Origin of the sequence: Micromonospora humidisoli (assembly GCF_016900955.1) — a bacterium.
GTDB lineage: Bacteria > Actinomycetota > Actinomycetes > Mycobacteriales > Micromonosporaceae > Micromonospora > Micromonospora wenchangensis.
In genome coordinates this window covers 94,014-111,141 of sequence record NZ_JAFEUO010000008.1, presented here as the reverse complement: position 1 = coordinate 111,141, position 17,128 = coordinate 94,014, and the positions used below count along the sequence as shown (strand labels likewise).

At 73.5% G+C, this 17,128-nt stretch carries 15 protein-coding genes; 11 read left to right on the top strand and 4 right to left on the bottom strand.

Features of this window, described 5'->3' with window-relative positions:
- The 7 genes from JQN84_RS26235 to JQN84_RS26210 all read left to right on the top strand — a co-directional run bounded on the left by JQN84_RS26235 (nucleotide 1) and on the right by JQN84_RS26210 (nucleotide 7,002).
- Nucleotides 1-684, top strand: coding sequence for a succinate dehydrogenase cytochrome b subunit (locus JQN84_RS26235; RefSeq protein ID WP_307821453.1), 684 nt, complete (start codon nucleotides 1-3; stop codon nucleotides 682-684).
- Between the two features lies 1 nt (nucleotide 685).
- On the top strand, nucleotides 686-2,623 hold the full coding sequence (locus JQN84_RS26230; protein ID WP_204961239.1) for a fumarate reductase/succinate dehydrogenase flavoprotein subunit: 1,938 nt from the start codon (nucleotides 686-688) through the stop codon (nucleotides 2,621-2,623).
- Nucleotides 2,620-3,381: a succinate dehydrogenase/fumarate reductase iron-sulfur subunit gene (locus JQN84_RS26225; protein ID WP_204961238.1), complete on the top strand. Its 762-nt coding sequence runs from the start codon at nucleotides 2,620-2,622 to the stop codon at nucleotides 3,379-3,381. The genes JQN84_RS26230 and JQN84_RS26225 overlap by 4 nt, the downstream gene beginning before the upstream one ends.
- A gap of 162 nt (nucleotides 3,382-3,543) precedes the next feature.
- A complete protein-coding gene (locus JQN84_RS26220) occupies nucleotides 3,544-4,728 on the top strand; it encodes a zinc-dependent alcohol dehydrogenase (protein WP_204961237.1) in 1,185 nt (394 codons plus the stop codon).
- A complete protein-coding gene (locus tag JQN84_RS26215; RefSeq protein ID WP_307821439.1) occupies nucleotides 4,725-5,492 on the top strand; it encodes an SDR family NAD(P)-dependent oxidoreductase in 768 nt (255 codons plus the stop codon). The genes JQN84_RS26220 and JQN84_RS26215 overlap by 4 nt, the downstream gene beginning before the upstream one ends.
- Nucleotides 5,492-5,716 carry a hypothetical protein gene (locus tag JQN84_RS31695; protein WP_239486212.1) on the top strand — a complete coding sequence of 75 codons (225 nt, stop codon included), beginning with the start codon at nucleotides 5,492-5,494 and terminating at the stop codon, nucleotides 5,714-5,716. Before JQN84_RS26215 ends, JQN84_RS31695 begins: the two co-directional genes overlap by 1 nt.
- Before the next feature lie 140 nt (nucleotides 5,717-5,856).
- The gene (locus JQN84_RS26210) at nucleotides 5,857-7,002 is read left to right on the top strand and encodes an MBL fold metallo-hydrolase (protein ID WP_204961236.1); all 1,146 of its coding nucleotides are present in this window, start codon (nucleotides 5,857-5,859) and stop codon (nucleotides 7,000-7,002) included.
- 75 nt (nucleotides 7,003-7,077) lie between these two features.
- Here the strand turns inward: JQN84_RS26210 and JQN84_RS26205 are convergent, their stop codons facing one another.
- Nucleotides 7,078-8,589 (bottom strand): deoxyguanosinetriphosphate triphosphohydrolase family protein, encoded by a 1,512-nt coding sequence (locus tag JQN84_RS26205; RefSeq protein ID WP_204961235.1) that lies wholly within the window; start codon nucleotides 8,587-8,589, stop codon nucleotides 7,078-7,080.
- 132 nt (nucleotides 8,590-8,721) lie between these two features.
- Here JQN84_RS26205 and JQN84_RS26200 point away from each other — a divergent pair, with 132 nt between their 5' ends.
- Entirely contained in the window at nucleotides 8,722-11,184 is a 2,463-nt protein-coding gene (locus JQN84_RS26200; protein ID WP_307821437.1) for a Tex family protein, read from the top strand.
- Between the two features lie 194 nt (nucleotides 11,185-11,378).
- Nucleotides 11,379-11,813: a hypothetical protein gene (locus JQN84_RS26195; protein ID WP_204961234.1), complete on the top strand. Its 435-nt coding sequence runs from the start codon at nucleotides 11,379-11,381 to the stop codon at nucleotides 11,811-11,813.
- Here the strand turns inward: JQN84_RS26195 and JQN84_RS26190 are convergent.
- From JQN84_RS26190 to JQN84_RS26180, 3 genes are read right to left on the bottom strand one after another with little or no spacing between them, the layout of a single operon-like run.
- On the bottom strand, nucleotides 11,776-13,047 hold the full coding sequence (locus JQN84_RS26190; protein WP_204961233.1) for a glycosyltransferase family 4 protein: 1,272 nt from the start codon (nucleotides 13,045-13,047) through the stop codon (nucleotides 11,776-11,778). The genes JQN84_RS26195 and JQN84_RS26190 overlap by 38 nt on opposite strands.
- Nucleotides 13,048-13,052: 5 nt before the next feature.
- Nucleotides 13,053-13,982: an NAD-dependent epimerase/dehydratase family protein gene (locus JQN84_RS26185; protein ID WP_204961232.1), complete on the bottom strand. Its 930-nt coding sequence runs from the start codon at nucleotides 13,980-13,982 to the stop codon at nucleotides 13,053-13,055.
- The gene (locus tag JQN84_RS26180) at nucleotides 13,979-14,815 is read right to left on the bottom strand and encodes a sugar transferase (protein WP_204961231.1); all 837 of its coding nucleotides are present in this window, start codon (nucleotides 14,813-14,815) and stop codon (nucleotides 13,979-13,981) included. Before JQN84_RS26180 ends, JQN84_RS26185 begins: the two co-directional genes overlap by 4 nt.
- A gap of 220 nt (nucleotides 14,816-15,035) precedes the next feature.
- Between JQN84_RS26180 and JQN84_RS26175 the strand changes: the two genes are divergently transcribed.
- Entirely contained in the window at nucleotides 15,036-16,079 is a 1,044-nt protein-coding gene (locus JQN84_RS26175; RefSeq protein ID WP_204961230.1) for a polysaccharide biosynthesis protein, read from the top strand.
- The gene (locus JQN84_RS26170; RefSeq protein ID WP_204961229.1) at nucleotides 16,076-17,074 is read left to right on the top strand and encodes a dTDP-4-dehydrorhamnose reductase family protein; all 999 of its coding nucleotides are present in this window, start codon (nucleotides 16,076-16,078) and stop codon (nucleotides 17,072-17,074) included. The genes JQN84_RS26175 and JQN84_RS26170 overlap by 4 nt, the downstream gene beginning before the upstream one ends.
- Nucleotides 17,075-17,128 lie beyond the last annotated feature (54 nt).

Here is a 17,128-nt window from a genome sequence, read left to right as displayed (position 1 = left end):
ATCACGAAAACTCGGTCGCCCATCCGCTCCAACGTCGGCCTGAAGGCCGTCATGGCGGTGACGGGCATCATGCTCGTGCTGTTCCTCGTCGCCCACATGCTCGGCAACCTCAAGGTATTCACCGGCGAGACCTCGTTCGACCACTACGCCCACTGGCTGCGCGACATCGGCAAGCCACTGCTGCCCGGCGTGTGGTTCCTGTGGATCCTGCGCACCGCGCTGGTGGTGGCCGTGCTCGGGCACATCTGGGCGGCGACCCTGCTGGCCGTGCGGGCCCGCGCCGCCCGCCCGGTGCGCTACGCCCACCGCAAGAAGGTCCGGGGCAGCTACGCCGCGCGCACCATGCGCTGGGGCGGAGTGATCATCCTGCTCTTCGTGATCTACCACATCCTGGACCTGACCACCGGCACCCTCAACCCGGTCGGCGACGCCAGCAACCCGTACGGCAACGTGGTCGCCGACTTCGCCCCGGAACGCTGGTACGTGACGCTGTTCTACACCCTGGCGATCGTCACCGTCGGCTTCCACCTGCGGCACGGGGTGTTCTCCGCGCTGCGCAGCCTCGGTCAGCAGACCCCCCGGGGTGAACGGCGGGCCCGTACCGCCGCGCTGGTCTTCGCCGTGGTGCTCTGCGCCGGCTACCTGGTGGTCCCGTTCGCCGTACTCACCGGATTGGTGTCCTGACATGGAACTCTTCACCGAGGGCGAGCCGATCGCCGACACGAAGGCTCCCGACGGCCCGGTCGAGAAGCGCTGGGAGACCCGCCGCTTCGAGGCCAAACTGGTCAACCCGGCGAACCGGCGCAAGCTGACGGTGATCGTGGTGGGCACCGGCCTGGCCGGCGGCTCCGCCGCCGCCACCCTCGCCGAGCAGGGCTACCGGGTGCGCAGCTACTGCTACCAGGACAGCCCACGCCGGGCGCACTCGATCGCCGCGCAGGGCGGCATCAACGCCGCCAAGAACTACCGCAACGACGGCGACTCGGTGCACCGGCTGTTCTACGACACCGTCAAGGGCGGCGACTTCCGCTCCCGCGAGTCGAACGTGCACCGGCTCGCCGAGGTGTCGGTCAACATCATCGACCAGTGCGTCGCCCAGGGCGTCCCGTTCGCCCGCGAGTACGGCGGGCTGCTGGACACCCGTTCCTTCGGCGGCGCGCAGGTGCAGCGCACCTTCTACGCCCGGGGCCAGACCGGCCAGCAGCTGCTGCTCGGCGCGTACCAGGCGCTGGAGCGGCAGATCGGCCTGGGCAACGTGGAGATGCACACCCGGCACGAAATGCTGGAACTGGTCGTCGTGGACGGCCGGGCCCGGGGCATCGTGGTCCGCGACATGGTCACCGGTGAGATCAGCACCGAGATGGCCGACGCGGTGGTGCTCGCCTCCGGCGGCTACGGCAACGTCTTCTACCTCTCCACCAACGCCAAGGGCTGCAACGTCACCGCCTCCTGGCGGGCGCACCGCAAGGGCGCGTACTTCGCCAACCCCTGCTACACCCAGATCCACCCGACCTGCATCCCGGTCTCCGGCGACCACCAGTCCAAGCTGACCCTGATGAGCGAGTCGCTGCGCAACGACGGCCGGGTCTGGGTGCCCAAGGCCAAGGGCGACGACCGCGACCCCCGGCAGATCCCGGAGGACGAGCGGGACTACTACCTGGAGCGGATCTACCCGTCGTTCGGCAACCTGGTCCCCCGCGACATCGCCTCCCGGGCCGCCAAGAACGTCTGCGACGAGGGCCGGGGTGTCGGGCCGACCAAGCTCGGGGTCTACCTCGACTTCGCCGACGCGATCGACCGGCTCGGCCGCAAGGCCATCGAGGCCAAGTACGGCAACCTGTTCGAGATGTACGAGCGGATCACCGGCGAGGACCCGTACCAGGTGCCGATGCGGATCTACCCGGCCGTGCACTACACGATGGGCGGGCTGTGGGTCGACTACGACCTCCAGTCGACCATCCCCGGCCTGTTCGTCATCGGTGAGGCGAACTTCTCCGACCACGGCGCGAACCGGCTCGGCGCGTCGGCCCTGATGCAGGGCCTGGCCGACGGGTACTTCGTGCTGCCCACCACCATCGCCCACTACCTGGCCTCCGGGCCGCTGGACAAGGTCGACGCCAGCCACCCGGCGGCGGTGCAGGCCCGGCGCGACGTCGAGGACCGGATCGCCCGGCTGCTGGCCGTGAACGGCGACCGGACGGTGGACTCGTTCCACCGGGAGCTGGGCCAGATCATGTGGGAGCACTGCGGGATGGAGCGCTCCGAGGCCGGGCTGCGCAAGGCCATCGACGAGATCCGGGCGCTGCGCGAGCAGTTCTGGCAGCGGGTCCGGGTGCCGGGCGACGGCGAGGGGCTCAACCAGTCGCTGGAGAAGGCCGGCCGGGTGGCCGACTTCTTCGAGCTGGCCGAGCTGATGTGCATCGACGCCCTGCACCGCGAGGAGTCCTGCGGCGGCCACTTCCGGGCCGAGCACCAGACCCCCGACGGTGAGGCGCAGCGCGACGACGACCGGTTCGCCTACGTGGCGGCCTGGGAGTTCACCGCCACCGGTGAGCCGGCCGTGCTGCACAAGGAAGACCTGAAGTTCGAGTACGTCCACCCCACGCAGCGGAGCTACAAGTGAACCTGACCCTGCGCATCTGGCGTCAGTCCGGCCCCCAGGACAAGGGGCGGATGGTGACCTACCCGGTCGACGACGTCTCCCCCGACATGTCGTTCCTGGAGATGCTCGACGTGCTCAACGAACGGCTGATCCTGGCCGGGGAGGAGCCGGTCGCGTTCGACCACGACTGCCGCGAGGGCATCTGCGGCATGTGCGGTCTGATGATCAACGGGGACGCGCACGGCCCGCAGCGCGGCACCACCGCCTGCCAGCTGCACATGCGGCAGTTCACAGACGGCGAGACGATCGACATCGAGCCGTGGCGGGCCCGCGCCTTCCCGGTGATCAAGGACCTGGTGGTCAACCGGAGCGCCTTTGACAAGATCATCGCGGCCGGTGGGTACGTCACCGCCCCGACCGGCAGCGCCCCCGAGGCGCACGCCGCACCGGTGGCCAAGGCCAACGCCGACGCCGCCTTCGAATCCGCCGCCTGCATCGGCTGCGGCGCCTGCGTGGCCGCCTGCCCCAACGGCTCCGGCATGCTCTTCACCGCCGCCAAGGTCACTCAGCTCTCGCTGCTGCCGCAGGGCCAGCCGGAGCGCTACACCCGGGTGATCGGCATGGTCGACGCGCACGACGAGGCCGGCTTCGGCGGCTGCACCAACGCCGGCGAGTGCACGGCGGTCTGCCCCAAGGGCATCCCGCTGAACACCATCGGCCGGCTCAACCGGGACTACCTCACCGCGACCGCCAAGCGCGGCGACACCCCCGGTTCCTGAGCCCCGCGCCCCAACCGCGACCGCCGCGCCCCGCCCGGGGTGCGGCGGTCGCGCCGTTCCCGGGCGGGACGCCAGGCCGTACAGGTGGGACCGGGGTCGCTGGTTCAAGCGCCTCCCTCGGGGTAGCAGACCCGTCGACGGCACCGAGAGGGGATTTCCGGCATGAAGGCACTGACCTGGCACGGCCGGCACGACGTCCGGGTGGACGACGTGCCGGACCCCCGGATCGAGGAACCGACCGACGCGATCGTCCGGATCACCTCGACCGCGATCTGCGGCTCCGACCTGCACCTGTACGAGGTGCTCGGGCCGTACCTGAAGCCCGGTGACATCCTCGGGCACGAACCGATGGGCATCGTCGAGGAGGTCGGCTCCGGGGTGACCCGGCTCAAGCCCGGCGACCGGGTGGTCGTCCCGTTCAACATCTCCTGTGGGCACTGCTGGATGTGCGAGCGGCAGCTCTACGCCCAGTGCGAGACGACCCAGGTGACCGCCGAGGGCAAGGGCGCGTCGCTGTTCGGCTACACCTCCCTCTACGGATCGGTACCCGGCGGGCAGGCCGAGTACCTGCGGGTCCCGCAGGCCCAGTTCGGCCCGATCACCATCCCGCAGACCGGGCCCGACGAGCGCTACCTGTACCTCAGCGACATCCTGCCCACCGCCTGGCAGGCGGTGAAGTACGCCGACACCCCGCCCGGCGGCACCCTGGCCGTGTTCGGGCTCGGTCCGGTCGGGCAGTTCTGCGCCCGGATCGGCAGGCACCTCGGCGCGGGCCGGGTGATCGGGTTGGACCTGGTGCCGGAGCGGCTGGAGATGGCCCGCCGGCACGGCATCGAGACGCTCGACGTCAGCCAGCTCGACGACGTGCCCGGCGCGCTGATCGACCTGGTCGACGGACGCGGCCCGGACGCGGTGATCGACGCGGTCGGCATGGAGGCGCACGGCTCGACCAGCGGCAAGCTCGCCCAGAGCGCGGCCGGTCTGCTGCCGGACAAGCTCGCCCAGACCATGATCGACAAGGTCGCCGTGGACCGGTTGACCGTGCTCAAGGCCGCCCTCAAGGCCGTCCGGCGCGGCGGGACCGTCTCGATCTCCGGGGTGTACGGCGGCGAGGTCGACCCGATGCCGCTGATGGAGATGTTCGACCGGGGCATCCAGTTGCGGATGGGCCAGTGCCACGTACGCCGGTGGACCGACGAGATCCTGCCGCTGCTGTCCGGCGACGACGACCCGCTGGGCGTGGAGGACCTGCGGACCCACCGGCTGCCGCTGGTGGACGCGCCGAAGGCGTACGAGATGTTCCAGAAGAAGGAGGACGGCTGCGTCAAGGTCGTGCTCGCGCCGTGAGCCGGGTGGTGGTGGTCACCGGGGCCACCAGCGGCATCGGCCGCGCGGCGGCCCTGGAGTTCGCCGGGCGCGGGGACCGCCTGGTCCTCGCCGCCCGCTCCCCCGAAAGCCTGGCCGAGGTACGCCGGGAGTGCCACGACGCCGGCGCGGGGCGGGTCCGTACGGTGCCCACCGACGTCACCGACCCCGACGCGCTCGACACGCTCGCCGACACGGCGGTGACCGAGTTCGGACGCATCGACGTGTGGGTGCACACGGCGGCCGTGATGGCGTACGGCCGGTTCGAGGACCTCCCGGCGGCGGTCTTCGACCGGGTGGTCCGCACCGACCTGCTCGGCGCGGCCGGCGTCCTCCGGGTGGCGCTGCGCCGCTTCCGGGCGGCCGGCAAGGGCACCCTGATCCTCACCGGCTCGGTCCTCGGGCACGTCACCGCCCCCTACATGAGCGGCTACGTGACCAGCAAGTGGGGCCTGCAAGGGCTGGTCCGCACCGTGCAGCAGGAGGCCCGGGAGCTGCCCGGGGTGCACGTCTGCCTGGTCACCCCGGGCAGTGTGGACACCCCGGTCTACCAGCGGGCGGCGAACTACCTGGGGCGGGCCGGCCGGCCCCCGCTGCCGGTCACCACCCCGCAGCGGGTGGCGCGGGCCATCGCCCGCTGCGCCGACCGGCCCCGCCGGGAGGTCTCGGTGGGCCGGGTCAACCTGCTCATGCGGGGCGGCTTCACCATCGTGCCGGGCGTCTACGACGCGCTCGTCGGCCGCTGATGCGTCGCGGCGGGCTGACCGGTCAGCCGGTCGCCCCGCACGACGGCGTCGTGTTCACCCCGGACCCGGCCGGGGCGGCGGTGCGCGGCGGCTGGCTGCCGGAGCTGTCCGCCCTGCTGCGCCGGGCCGGCACGCCGGCCGGCGCGACCGCCGTGGCGACCGGGCTGGCGGTCGCCGCCGGGACGGCTCTCGCGGTGGGTGGGGCGGTACGTCGGCGGCGGTGAGCCCGGAACTCGTCACCCCGCTGGTCACGGTCTCCGCGTCGGCCGACCGGCGCAGTGGAGGGGTACCGAGGGTCGGCGTGGGCGGCAGCGGCGGACGGTGACTACCGTGTACCGCGGGACACCGGCGAGGGGGACGACACATGCGGGAACCAGCGGAACGTGCGGTCGAGCGGACGCTCGGCGGGCGGCTGTGGCAACTGGCCGGGCTGGCGGCGGTCGCCGGCCTGGCGTGGACGGCGCGGGACGTGCCGGCGGCGCTGGGCGGCCGGCTGACCGGCGCGCGGGCGCAACGGGCGGCCCGGTCCCCGCAGTTCCGCGACGGCACCTTCCACAACCGGGTGCCCACCCGCACCATGCCCGGCGGCGATTCCGGCCGCAACCTGCTGCGGGAGCTGCTCTTCGGCCAGCAGCGCCGCCGCCCGACCGCCCCGGTCCCGCTGCTGCGTCCGGCCCCCGCCCCGACCACCGACGTCGACCGGGAGCTGAACGTCGTCTGGTACGGCCACGCCTCGACGCTGATCGAGATCGAGGGGCAGCGGGTGCTGGTCGACCCGGTGTGGAGCGACAGGTGCTCGCCGTCGGCCGCGGTGGGACCCCGGCGGCTGCACGAGCCCCCGGTACGCCTCGACGAGCTGCCCACCGTCGACGCGATCCTGATCTCCCACGACCACTACGACCACCTGGACATGGCCACCGTCCGGGAGCTGGTCCGCCGGCAGTCGGCGTCGTTCCTGGTGCCGCTGGGCGTCGGCGCGCACCTCGACCGGTGGGGGGTGCCCGACGACCGGATCGTCGAGCTGGACTGGTCGCAGGGGCACCGGGTCGGCGGCCTGGAGATCACCGCGACCGCCGCCCAGCACTTCTCCGGCCGGGGGCTGCGCCGCGACGGCACGCTGTGGAGTTCGTGGGTGGTCGCCGGGGCGCACCGGAAGGTCTTCTACACCGGCGACTCGGGCTACTTCGACGGGTACGCCGAGATCGGCGCGGAGCACGGGCCGTTCGACCTGACGCTGATGCAGATCGGCGCGTACGACCGGGCCTGGCCCGGCATCCACATGTTCCCGGAGGAGGCCGTCGCCGCCCACCTCGACCTGCGCGGTGACCTGCTCGTCCCGGTGCACTGGGCCACCTTCAACCTGGCCCTGCACGACTGGTCCGAGCCGGTGGACCGGCTCTGGGCCGAGGCCAAGGCGCGGGGCGTGCGGCTGGCGGTGCCCCGCCCCGGCGAGCGGGTGGTGGCCGACGACCCGTCGCCGGTCGACGGCTGGTGGCAGACGGTCGCCTGACCACGGGCCCGGCGCGCCGTTCGCCGCAGAGTGACGGCCCGCCGCGCCGTTCGCCGCAGAACGCCGGGCCGGCGCTCATAGCACGAAGGCGTCGGTCCACAGCGCGCCGGAGCGGCCCGACAACACGTCCAGCATCGCCGCCGCCTGCCCGTCGGTGAGCTGGGCGACGAAGTCGACGATGGCCCGGCCCCGGGCCCGGGAGATCCGGTCCGGGGTACGCGGGTGCAGCTCCGCCTCGGCCAGCTCCACCAGGTCGGGCAGGCGGCGGGGCAGCCGGGACTCCTCCTCGGGGTCGAGCAGCCACTCCCACAGCGACTCGACCAGGGTGCCCAGCAGCCGGGCCTGGCCCCGCTGGTGCAGGGCCAGGTCGGGGCGGGCCAGCACGAAGCGGTGGTGGACGAACTTGAGCACCTGCACCTCGTGCCACTGGGCGCGGGCCAGCAGCACGTGACCGGAGCGCACGTCCGGGGCGGCGGTCACCGTGATCGCGTCGACCAGCCGGGTGGTCCACCGGGCCGAGAAGCGGGCCACGTACTGCTCCGCCTCGATCGAGCCGTCGAAGGGCAGCGCCAGCAGCCCGTCCACCAGTTCCTCGCGGACGTGCTCGACGGCGGCGGCGAACGCCTCGTCGTCGGCGACCCAGGCGTCCTTGCGGTGCAGTTGCCGGCGCAGCGCCTCGATCGCCGAACCGGGGCGGCGGGCCGCGCCGGTCAACGCGGCGTCGGTGACCGCCCGCAGGTGCCCGCCCTCGCGCTGCCAGGCCATCAGCTCGGCGGCGACGGTGCCCTGCTGGAGCACCCCCACCCGGTAGAAGTCCTCCACGTCGTGGATGGCGTACGCGATGTCGTCGGCGGTGTCCATCACCGACGCCTCGACGGTCTGCTGCCACTGCGCGATCCGCCCGGCGAACGGCGCGCGGGCCTGCCGCAGGTCGGCGAGTTCCGTGCCGTACGCGCCGAACTTCAGCGAGCCGCTGTCCGGGTCGTCGGGTGGGGCGGCGGCACCCCGGGGGGCGGGACGCAGGTGCCGGGGGTGCGGGTCGGGGTGGTCCAGCCGGGTCCACGGGTACTTCAGCATCGCCGCCCGGACGGCGGCGGTCAGATCGAGGCCCGTGGTGGCGGCCCCCCGGATCTCGGTGCTGGTGACGATCCGGTACGACTGGGCGTTGCCCTCGAAGCCGTCGGCCAGCCCGAGCCGCTGCCGGGCCAGCCGGTCGAGCACCCGTTCCCCCAGGTGCCCGAACGGTGGGTGGCCGAGGTCGTGGGCGAGGGCGGCGGCCTCCACCACGTCCGGGTCGCAGCCGCCCAACTTGTCCAGCAGGTCCCGGTGCGTCGGGTCGGCGGTCAGCCGTTCGGCGATCGCGCGGGCCACCTGGGCGACCTTGAGACTGTGGGTGAGCCGGTTGTGCACCAGCAGGCCGGAGCCGACCGGGCTGATCACCTGGGTCACGCCGCCGAGCCGGGCGAAGAACGGTGAGGCGACGATCCGGTCCCGGTCGGCCCGGAACGGGCTCGCGGCCAGGTCGCCGAGGGCTCGGGCGCTGCCGCCGAAGAGGCGACGGGCACGCGGGTCCGCAGGTTGCTCCATGATCGCCACGCTAGCGCAGCCGGCCGCCCGGCTGCCGCGTCCCGCACCGGGTCACCGGCGGGGGTGGCGCGGGGCGTCGGGGGTGGGCGGCAGAATGCAGCAGGGAACCCGAAACGAAGGCGGATCAACATCGTGACCCAGTCAGTCCATCAGCGGATCGCCGACGAGCTCGGCGTCGCCGAGCGCCAGGTGCGCGCGGCCGTGGAGCTGCTCGACGGCGGCGCGACCGTGCCGTTCATCGCCCGTTACCGCAAGGAGGCCACCGGCCTGCTCGACGACGCCCAGCTACGCACCCTGGAGGAGCGGCTGCGCTACCTGCGGGAGCTGGACGAGCGGCGGGCCGCGGTGCTGGAGTCGATCCGCAGCCAGGGCAAGCTGGACGAGGCGCTGGAAGCGCAGATCATGGCGGCCGACTCGAAGTCGCGGCTGGAGGACATCTACCTGCCCTACAAGCCCAAGCGGCGGACCCGGGCGCAGATCGCCCGGGAGGCCGGGCTGGAGCCGCTGGCCGAGACGCTGCTCGGCGACCCGACCCGGGACCCGAAGGAGACGGCCGCCGGGTTCGTCGACGCCGACCGCGGGGTGGCCGACGTCGCCGCCGCGCTAGAGGGCGCGCGGGCCATCCTGATCGAGCGGTTCGCCGAGGACGCCGACCTGATCGGCGCCCTGCGCGAGCAGATGTGGTCGCGGGGCCGGCTGGTCGCCCGGGTACGCGACGGGCAGCAGGACGCCGGCGCGAAGTTCGCCGACTACTTCGACTTCGCCGAGCCGTACCCGAAGCTGCCCTCGCACCGCATCCTGGCGATGTTCCGGGGCGAGAAGGAGGGCGTGCTCGACCTCACCATGGCCCCCGACGTCGAGGAGGACCCGGACGCCCCGCCCACCGGCCCGACCCGCTACGAGGCGGCCATCGCCGGCCGGTTCGGCATCAGCGACGCGGGCCGGCCCGCCGACCGATGGCTGGCCGACACGGTGCGCTGGGCCTGGCGTACCCGGATCCTGATCCACCTCGGGGCCGACCTGCGGATGCGGTTGTGGCAGGCGGCCGAGGAGGAGGCGGTCCGGGTCTTCGCCACCAACCTGCGCGACCTGCTGCTCGCCGCGCCGGCCGGCAGCCGGGCGACCATGGGTCTCGACCCGGGCCTGCGGACCGGGGTGAAGGTGGCGGTGGTCGACGCCACCGGCAAGGTGGTCGCCACCGACACGATCTACCCGCACGAGCCGCGCCGGCAGTGGGACGCCTCGATCGAGACGCTGGCGAAGCTGGCCGGGGCGCACCGGGTGGAGCTGGTCGCGATCGGCAACGGCACCGCCAGCCGGGAGACCGACAAGCTCGCCGCCGACCTGATCAAGCGGTATCCGCAGCTCGGTCTGACCAAGGTGATGGTCTCCGAGGCCGGCGCGTCGGTCTACTCCGCCTCCGCGTACGCCTCGCAGGAGCTGCCCACGCTGGACGTGTCGCTGCGCGGGGCGGTCTCCATCGCCCGGCGGCTCCAGGACCCCCTCGCGGAGCTGGTCAAGATCGACCCGCGCTCGATCGGCGTCGGCCAGTACCAGCACGACCTGTCCGAGGTGAAGCTGTCCCGCTCGCTGGACGCCGTGGTGGAAGACTGCGTCAACGGCGTCGGGGTGGACGTCAACACCGCCTCCGCACCCCTGCTGACCCGGGTCTCCGGCATCGGCGCGGGGCTCGCCGAGAACATCGTGCTGCACCGGGACGCCAACGGCCCGTTCCGCACCCGCGCCGAGCTGAAGAAGGTGGCCCGGCTCGGCCCGAAGGCGTTCGAGCAGTGCGCCGGCTTCCTGCGTATCCCCGGCGGCGACGACCCGCTCGACTCGTCCAGCGTGCACCCGGAGGCGTACCCGGTGGTGCGGCGCATCCTGGCCGGCACCGGGCAGGACCTGCGCTCGCTGATCGGGCGGTCGGCGATCCTGCGCGGGCTGCGGGCCACCGACTTCGTCGACGACACCTTCGGCCTGCCCACCGTCACCGACATCATCGCCGAGTTGGAGAAGCCCGGCCGGGACCCGCGACCGGAGTTCCGCACCGCCACCTTCGTCGAGGGGGTGGAGAAGATCGGCGACCTGACCCCGGGGATGCTGCTGGAGGGGGTGGTCACCAACGTGGCCGCGTTCGGCGCGTTCGTCGACGTGGGCGTGCACCAGGACGGCCTGGTGCACGTGTCGGCGATGTCGCACACCTTCGTCAAGGATCCGCGCGACGTGGTGAAGTCCGGCGACGTGGTCCGGGTCAAGGTGCTCGACGTGGACGTGCCGCGCAAGCGGATCTCGTTGACCCTGCGGCTGGACGACGAGGTGCCGGCGGGCGGTGGCCGGCCGGCCACCGACGGGCAGCGGCGCGAGCGCGGCACCCCCCAGGGCGGGCGCGGCGAGACCCCGGGTGGCCGGCGCGGTGGCGCGGGCGGGTCCGGAAGCGCGGGGAGGTCCGGCGGCGCGGGCGGGACCGGCGGCCAGCGGGAGCAGCGGGGCGGTACCCGGGGCGGGCCGCAGCAACGGCAGGGCCGGGGCGGTTCCGCGCCGGCACCCGCCAACGACGCGATGGCCGAGGCGCTGCGCCGGGCCGGCCTGGCCTGACCCGGCCGGCACCGCCCCGCCCCGCCCCGCATCGACCGGGCGGGGCGGCACCCGCCGGTCACCGCGTCGCGGTCGGGCCGGGCGGGTGCGCGCTCGCCGGACCGGTTCGACGGGCGGCGGACCGTGCACCGGGGCCGGGTGCAGCCGGTGACGGGGCGTCGCCAGGTCGCCGGCGGTGGGCGTACCGTCGCGGCATGGATGGTGACGGCGGCCCGCAGTGGCGGGAGCGGCGGCAGCGGGCGGTCCGGGCGCACGCGGCGGCCGACGCCCGCCAGCGCGACGGCGAGCACGCGCGGGCCGAGGAACTGGTGGCCCGGTTCACCGCCGAGGCGACCCGGCGCGGGCTGCGCACCACCCGGCTGGTGGCCCGGGGCTACGACGGGCGGGGCCGGTACCGGACCAGGCTGACCGGCTGGTACGTCGACCGGGCCGGCCTGCGGGCGGTCACCGTCGACGGCCGGTTCTACCTGCTCACCGTGCCGTCGGGCGTACGCGCCCGGCTGCTCGGCGTGGACGTGCCGCCGGCCCGGCCACCCCTGGTCGTCGGGCGCGGCGGACGCGACGGTGAGTCGATCCCGCTGGCCGACCTGCTCACCCGTCGGCTCGCCGCCGGCGACGACTGGCCCTGAACCCCGGCTCCGCCACCATCTCGTGCAGGGTCCGCTCGACCCGGTCGGCACCCACGGCGACGGAGAACATCCGGTCGTAGTGCGCCCGACCGGCCTGCCCGAGCAGTTCCAGCTTCTCCCGGCCCAGGTCGCAGACCTCACGCAGGGCGTCCGCGATCGAGCCGGGGTCACCGGGCCGGGCGGTGATCCCCGCGCCGCTGTCCCGGGCCACCGCGGCGGCGTCGCCCTCCGCGGCGACCAGCAGCGCCCGCCCGGCGGCGAGGGTCGCCTGCACCTTGCTCGGCATCGTGTACGCGGACATGCCGCCGGGGCGCAGGCTCACGTAGTGCACGTCCCCGGTGGCCATCAGCGCGGGCATCCGCTCCCGGGGCAACTGCCCGAGGAACCGGACGTTGGACGCGCCCACCGCCGTGGCCCGCCGACGGAGCCGCTCCCCGGTGGTGCCGGAACCGGCGATCAGGCAGACCAGCCGGGGATCGTCGGTACGGGCGCAGGCGTCGACCAGCGAGTCGAGCCCCTGCGCCTCGCCGAGCGCGCCCGCGTACACCAGCACCACCTGGTCGGGACGGAGCCCGAGTTCGGCGCGCAGGTCGGTGGCGCGGACGCCCACCGTCTCGTCCGCCCACACCGGGATGTGCACCAGCTTGTCCCGGGGCACGCCCCGGTCGGCGAGCAGGTCGGCGGCGCCGGGTGCGACGTGGGCGACCCGGGAGGCGCTGCGGTACATCGCCCCGCACCAGGCGGCCATCCCCCGCTCGACGGCCCGCGACGCCCGGCCGGTGCCGAGGAACCCGCTCGCGACCACGCTGTCCGGCCACAGGTCCAGCACGTGCAGCAGCACCGGCACCCGGTGCACGTGGCGGGTGAACCACATCGGCAGGGCGACGCTGATCGGCGAGTTGCCGACCCAGAGGGCGTCCAGGCCACGCAGCGCCGGGGTGCCGGAGACCAGCGCGGAGACCGCGAAGGAGCCGTAGTTCGCCACCCGGCGCAGCGCGGAACGGTCGTGGCTGGGATAGAGGGCCACCCGGCGGATCCGGGTCGCGCCGTCGACCTCGTCGCGGCGGCGGGCCAGCCGGTAGCCGGGGGCCAGCCGGCCCGTCGGGTAGTTCGGGAACCCGGTGAGCACCCGGACCTCGTGCCCCCGTTCGGCGAGGGCACGGGCGAGCATCCCGGGCAGGGCCGCCGGGCCGGGCTCCGGGTCGAACCACTGGGTGAGCAGACCGATCCGCATCCGCCTCACCCCGCCGCCACACCGGCCACCGGTCGGTCCGACGGTTCGCCGTCGGCCCGCCACAGGGCGCGCAGCGATGCGGCCAGGTCGTACGCCGGGGCCCAGCCGAGCACCCGGCGGGCGCGGTCGACGTCGGCGCACATCCAGGGCACCGCGGCGGAGCGGGTGGCGTCCGGCGGGAAGCCACCGGGGCGGATCTGACCGGTGAACCCGGCCACGTCGGCCAACAGCCGGACGACGTCGCGGGTGGCCGTCGCCCGCCCGCTGCCCACGTTGACGATCCGGTGCCCGCCGACGGGGCCGCACCGCGTCGCGGCCAGCACCGCCGCCGCCACGTCCCGCACGTCGACCAGGTCCCGGTAGGTGTCGTGCAGGCCCAGGGCGATGCCGTCCGCGCCGTCGGCCATCGCCGTACGGACCAGCGCGGTCGCCCGGGCCAGCATGTTGCCGGCCGGCATCCCCGGCCCGACCGGGTTGAAGACCCGCAGCACGACCGTGTCGAGCCGGCCGGCGTCACCCGCCAGTTCGGCCAGCCGGGTCGCCGCCAGATGGCTGAGCCCGTACTCGCTGACCGGTGCGGCCGGATGGTCCTCCGCGACGGCGAGGCCGTGCGGCACGACGCCGTACTCCGCCGCTGAGCCGATCCGGACCAGCCGGGCGGCGGGCGCGGCGACGGCCACCGCCTCGATGAGTTGCGCGGTCGCCACGACGTGTGCCCGGACGAAGTCGGGTCCGGAGCCGACGATGCGACCGGCGGCGCTCACCACCACGTCGGGGCCTTCCCGGGCGACCAGCGCGGTCAGCTCGGGCAGCTCCATCCGGGCCGGGTCGCACCGGGCGCGGGAGGGGGCCCGGACGGTGCCGTGTGCGGCCAGCACGGCATGGATGTGCCGGCCGAGGAATCCGCCCGCGCCCAGCAGCAGCACCCGGCTCATCGGCGCTGCACGACGTCCCGGTCGTCGGCCGACGACCCGCACGCCCGGTCAACTCCCGACGACGGTACGGCGGCACCCGACGACGGCGTGGCGGACCCGTCGACACCGGACGGCGGCGCGGCGGGCCGGTCGTCGGCAGGGGACGGGGCGTTGCCGGTGAACTCGTGCCAGGTGGCCGCGCCGGGGGCCGAGATGCCCTCCCGGGTGAGCACCACCCGGACGGTGGTCAGCACGATCTTCAGATCCAGCAGGAACGAGCGCCTGTCGACGTACTCGACGTCGGAGGCGAACTTGGCCTCCCAGCTCAGGGCGTTGCGTCCGCGTACCTGGGCGAGCCCGGTGATGCCCGGCCGCACGTCGTGCCGGCGGGCCTGCTCGGGGCTGTAGAGGGCCAGGTACCGCACCAGGTGCGGGCGGGGGCCGACCACGCTCATCTCGCCGCGCAGCACGTTCCAGAACTCGGGCAGCTCGTCGAGGCTGCTCGCCCGCAGCCACCTGCCGAACCGGGTGAGCCGTTGCGCGTCGGTCACCAGCCCGCGCTGCGGGTCGGGGTGGCGCATGGTGCGGAACTTGACCACCTCGAACAGTTCGCCGTGCAGGCCGGGCCGGGTGTGCCGGAACAGCACCGGCCGCCCGTGGGTGACGAGCACCAGCAGGGCCACCAGGGCCAGCAGGGGCGCGCCGAGGGTCAGCACGACCAGCGCGCCGAGCACGTCGAGCAGCCGCTTCCACCTGTCGTACGGGCGGCGGGTCGACGGGCCGGTCGCCCGTCCGGTCACCGGGCCGGCGGCACCGGCGCGCGGCTGTGCCGCGGGGGCAGCAACTTTGGACATGGAACAGACCTACCATCTTCCCGGCGACCCGCCCGCAGTTTCACATTTGCCGCACCGGTGGTTCGGCAACGACCGTCGCGAGGCACCGCGCAAAACGTGAAACGTGACTGTCCCTCCCTTTACCGGAAGCCCGCACGGTCTCGTTATCGCAACAGTATGGTCACCATTGACGAGATCGTGATCCCCGCGGATGGTCCGACGGGAAAAGGCAGGAGGAGAAATGCTTTCCTCGCTTGCGGACAGGCGTTTCCTGGTCACCGGGGGCACTGGTTCGTTCGGCCAGACAATGGTTTCCCGACTGCTCGACGCCGGTGCCGCCGAGGTGCGGGTCCTCAGCCGGGACGAGTCGAAACAGGACGCGATGCGCCACCGCCTCGGCAACGACCGGGTCCGCTACTACATCGGTGACGTGCGCGACTACGACAGCGTGCTCAAGGCCGCCCGGGGCATGGAGTTCGTGTTCCACGCCGCGGCGCTCAAGCAGGTGCCCTCCTGCGAGTTCTTCCCCCTGGAGGCGGTCCGCACGAACGTGCTCGGCAGCGCCAACGTGGTGGACGCCTGCGAACGCGTCGGGGTCGAGACGCTGGTCCTGCTCAGCACCGACAAGGCCGTCTACCCGGTCAACGCGATGGGCCTGACCAAGGCGTTGATGGAAAAGGTGGCGCAGGCGCACTCCCGTAACAACGCGACGGCCCGGACCAGGGTCTGCTGCGTGCGTTACGGCAATGTCATGTACTCGCGCGGATCGGTGATTCCGTTGTTCATCGACCAGATCCTGCGCGGCGGCCTGCCGACGGTCACCGACCCGTCGATGACCCGTTTCCTGATGTCGCTGCCCGAATCGGTGGAACTGGTGGAGCACGCGTTCACCTTCGGCCAGCCCGGGGACGTCTTCATCCGCAAGGCCGACGCCTGCACCATCGGCGACCTGGCCACCGCGTTGTGCAACCTGTTCGGGGTGCCGGCGAAATTCACCGTGCTCGGCATCCGGCACGGGGAGAAGCTCTACGAGACCCTGGCCAGCCGGGAGGAACTCGCGTTCGCCGAGGACCTCGGCGACTTCCTGCGGGTGCCGGTGGACAGCCGCGACCTCAACTACTCCCTGTACTTCGAGGAGGGCGACGTCGAACACGGCGGCCTCGCCGACTTCCACTCGCACAACGCCCGCCGACTGTCCGTACCGGAGATCGAGTCGTTGCTGATGACGCTGCCCGAGGTGCGCGCGCAGGTCGAGGCCGCCACTCCGGCAGTGGTGACGCGTTGAGCGCGACCGCCGACGCCACCCGCCCGGACCGGGTGCCCCGCCGTCGCACCGACGACCGGGCGGACCAGCGGGCCGCCGCCCCGGCGCGGCGGGTCCTCGTCGTCGGCGTCACCGGCATGCTCGGGCACGCCGTGCTGCGGGAACTCGCCGACGATCCGACGCTCGACGTGCACGGCCTCGCCCGCAGCATCGACGACCGGGCGGGCTGGTATCCGCCGCACCTGCTGGCCCGCATCGTCCCGGCCGTCGACGTGACTCGCTTCGACCACGTCCGACGGCTCGTCGACGAGGTGCGGCCGGACGTCGTCGTCAACTGCGTCGGCGTCATCAAGCAGCGGCCGGACGTGCAGGACGCGGTCCCGACGGTCACCCTCAACGCGCTCCTCCCCCACCTGCTGGCCGACGCCTGCGCACAGGTCGGCGGCCGGCTCGTCCACGTCAGCACCGACTGCGTGTTCTCCGGCCGGCGGGGCGGCTACACCGAGGACGACCTGCCCGACCCGCCCGACCTCTATGGCCGGTCCAAACTGCTGGGTGAGGCGACGGGGGCGTCGGCGCTCACCCTGCGTACCTCGATCGTCGGGCACGAGCTGACCACGAGCCGTTCCCTGGTCGACTGGTTCCTCTCCCAACGGGCTCGGGTGCGCGGCTTCACCAGGGCGGTCTACAGCGGGGTGACGACCGTGGAGTTCGCCCGGCTGCTGCGTACGGTGGTCCTGCCCCGGCCGGAGCTCACCGGCCTCTACCACGTCGCCGCCGAACCGATCACGAAGTACGACCTGCTCCGGCTGGTCGCCGAGGTGTACGGGTGGCCCGGTGAGCTGGTGCCTGACGACGGGTTCGTCTGCGACCGGTCGCTGCGCGCGGACGCCCTCACCCACGCCACCGGATACCGTCCGCCGAGCTGGCCGGACATGATCACCGCGTTGCACGCCGCCCGGGAACGTTGGGCGTTCGGCCAGGCCCGGCCGGGCCTGGCGGGCGCGCCGCGCTGACGCAGCAAACGACCACCGCCGGCGTTGCCGGCCTGTCGGAGTCGAAGGACATCA

Excerpts from the sequence above, each read along its gene's own strand:
- JQN84_RS26230 (WP_204961239.1), top strand. The coding sequence starts at position 686 with ATGGAACTCTTCACCGAGGGCGAGCCGATCGCCGACACGAAGGCTCCC.
- JQN84_RS26220 (WP_204961237.1), top strand. The coding sequence starts at position 3,544 with ATGAAGGCACTGACCTGGCACGGCCGGCACGACGTCCGGGTGGACGAC.
- JQN84_RS31695 (WP_239486212.1), top strand. The coding sequence starts at position 5,492 with ATGCGTCGCGGCGGGCTGACCGGTCAGCCGGTCGCCCCGCACGACGGC.
- JQN84_RS26210 (WP_204961236.1), top strand. The coding sequence starts at position 5,857 with ATGCGGGAACCAGCGGAACGTGCGGTCGAGCGGACGCTCGGCGGGCGG.
- JQN84_RS26205 (WP_204961235.1), bottom strand. The coding sequence starts at position 8,589 with ATGGAGCAACCTGCGGACCCGCGTGCCCGTCGCCTCTTCGGCGGCAGC.
- JQN84_RS26195 (WP_204961234.1), top strand. The coding sequence starts at position 11,379 with ATGGATGGTGACGGCGGCCCGCAGTGGCGGGAGCGGCGGCAGCGGGCG.
- JQN84_RS26190 (WP_204961233.1), bottom strand. The coding sequence starts at position 13,047 with ATGCGGATCGGTCTGCTCACCCAGTGGTTCGACCCGGAGCCCGGCCCG.
- JQN84_RS26185 (WP_204961232.1), bottom strand. The coding sequence starts at position 13,982 with ATGAGCCGGGTGCTGCTGCTGGGCGCGGGCGGATTCCTCGGCCGGCAC.
- JQN84_RS26180 (WP_204961231.1), bottom strand. The coding sequence starts at position 14,815 with ATGTCCAAAGTTGCTGCCCCCGCGGCACAGCCGCGCGCCGGTGCCGCC.
- JQN84_RS26175 (WP_204961230.1), top strand. The coding sequence starts at position 15,036 with ATGCTTTCCTCGCTTGCGGACAGGCGTTTCCTGGTCACCGGGGGCACT.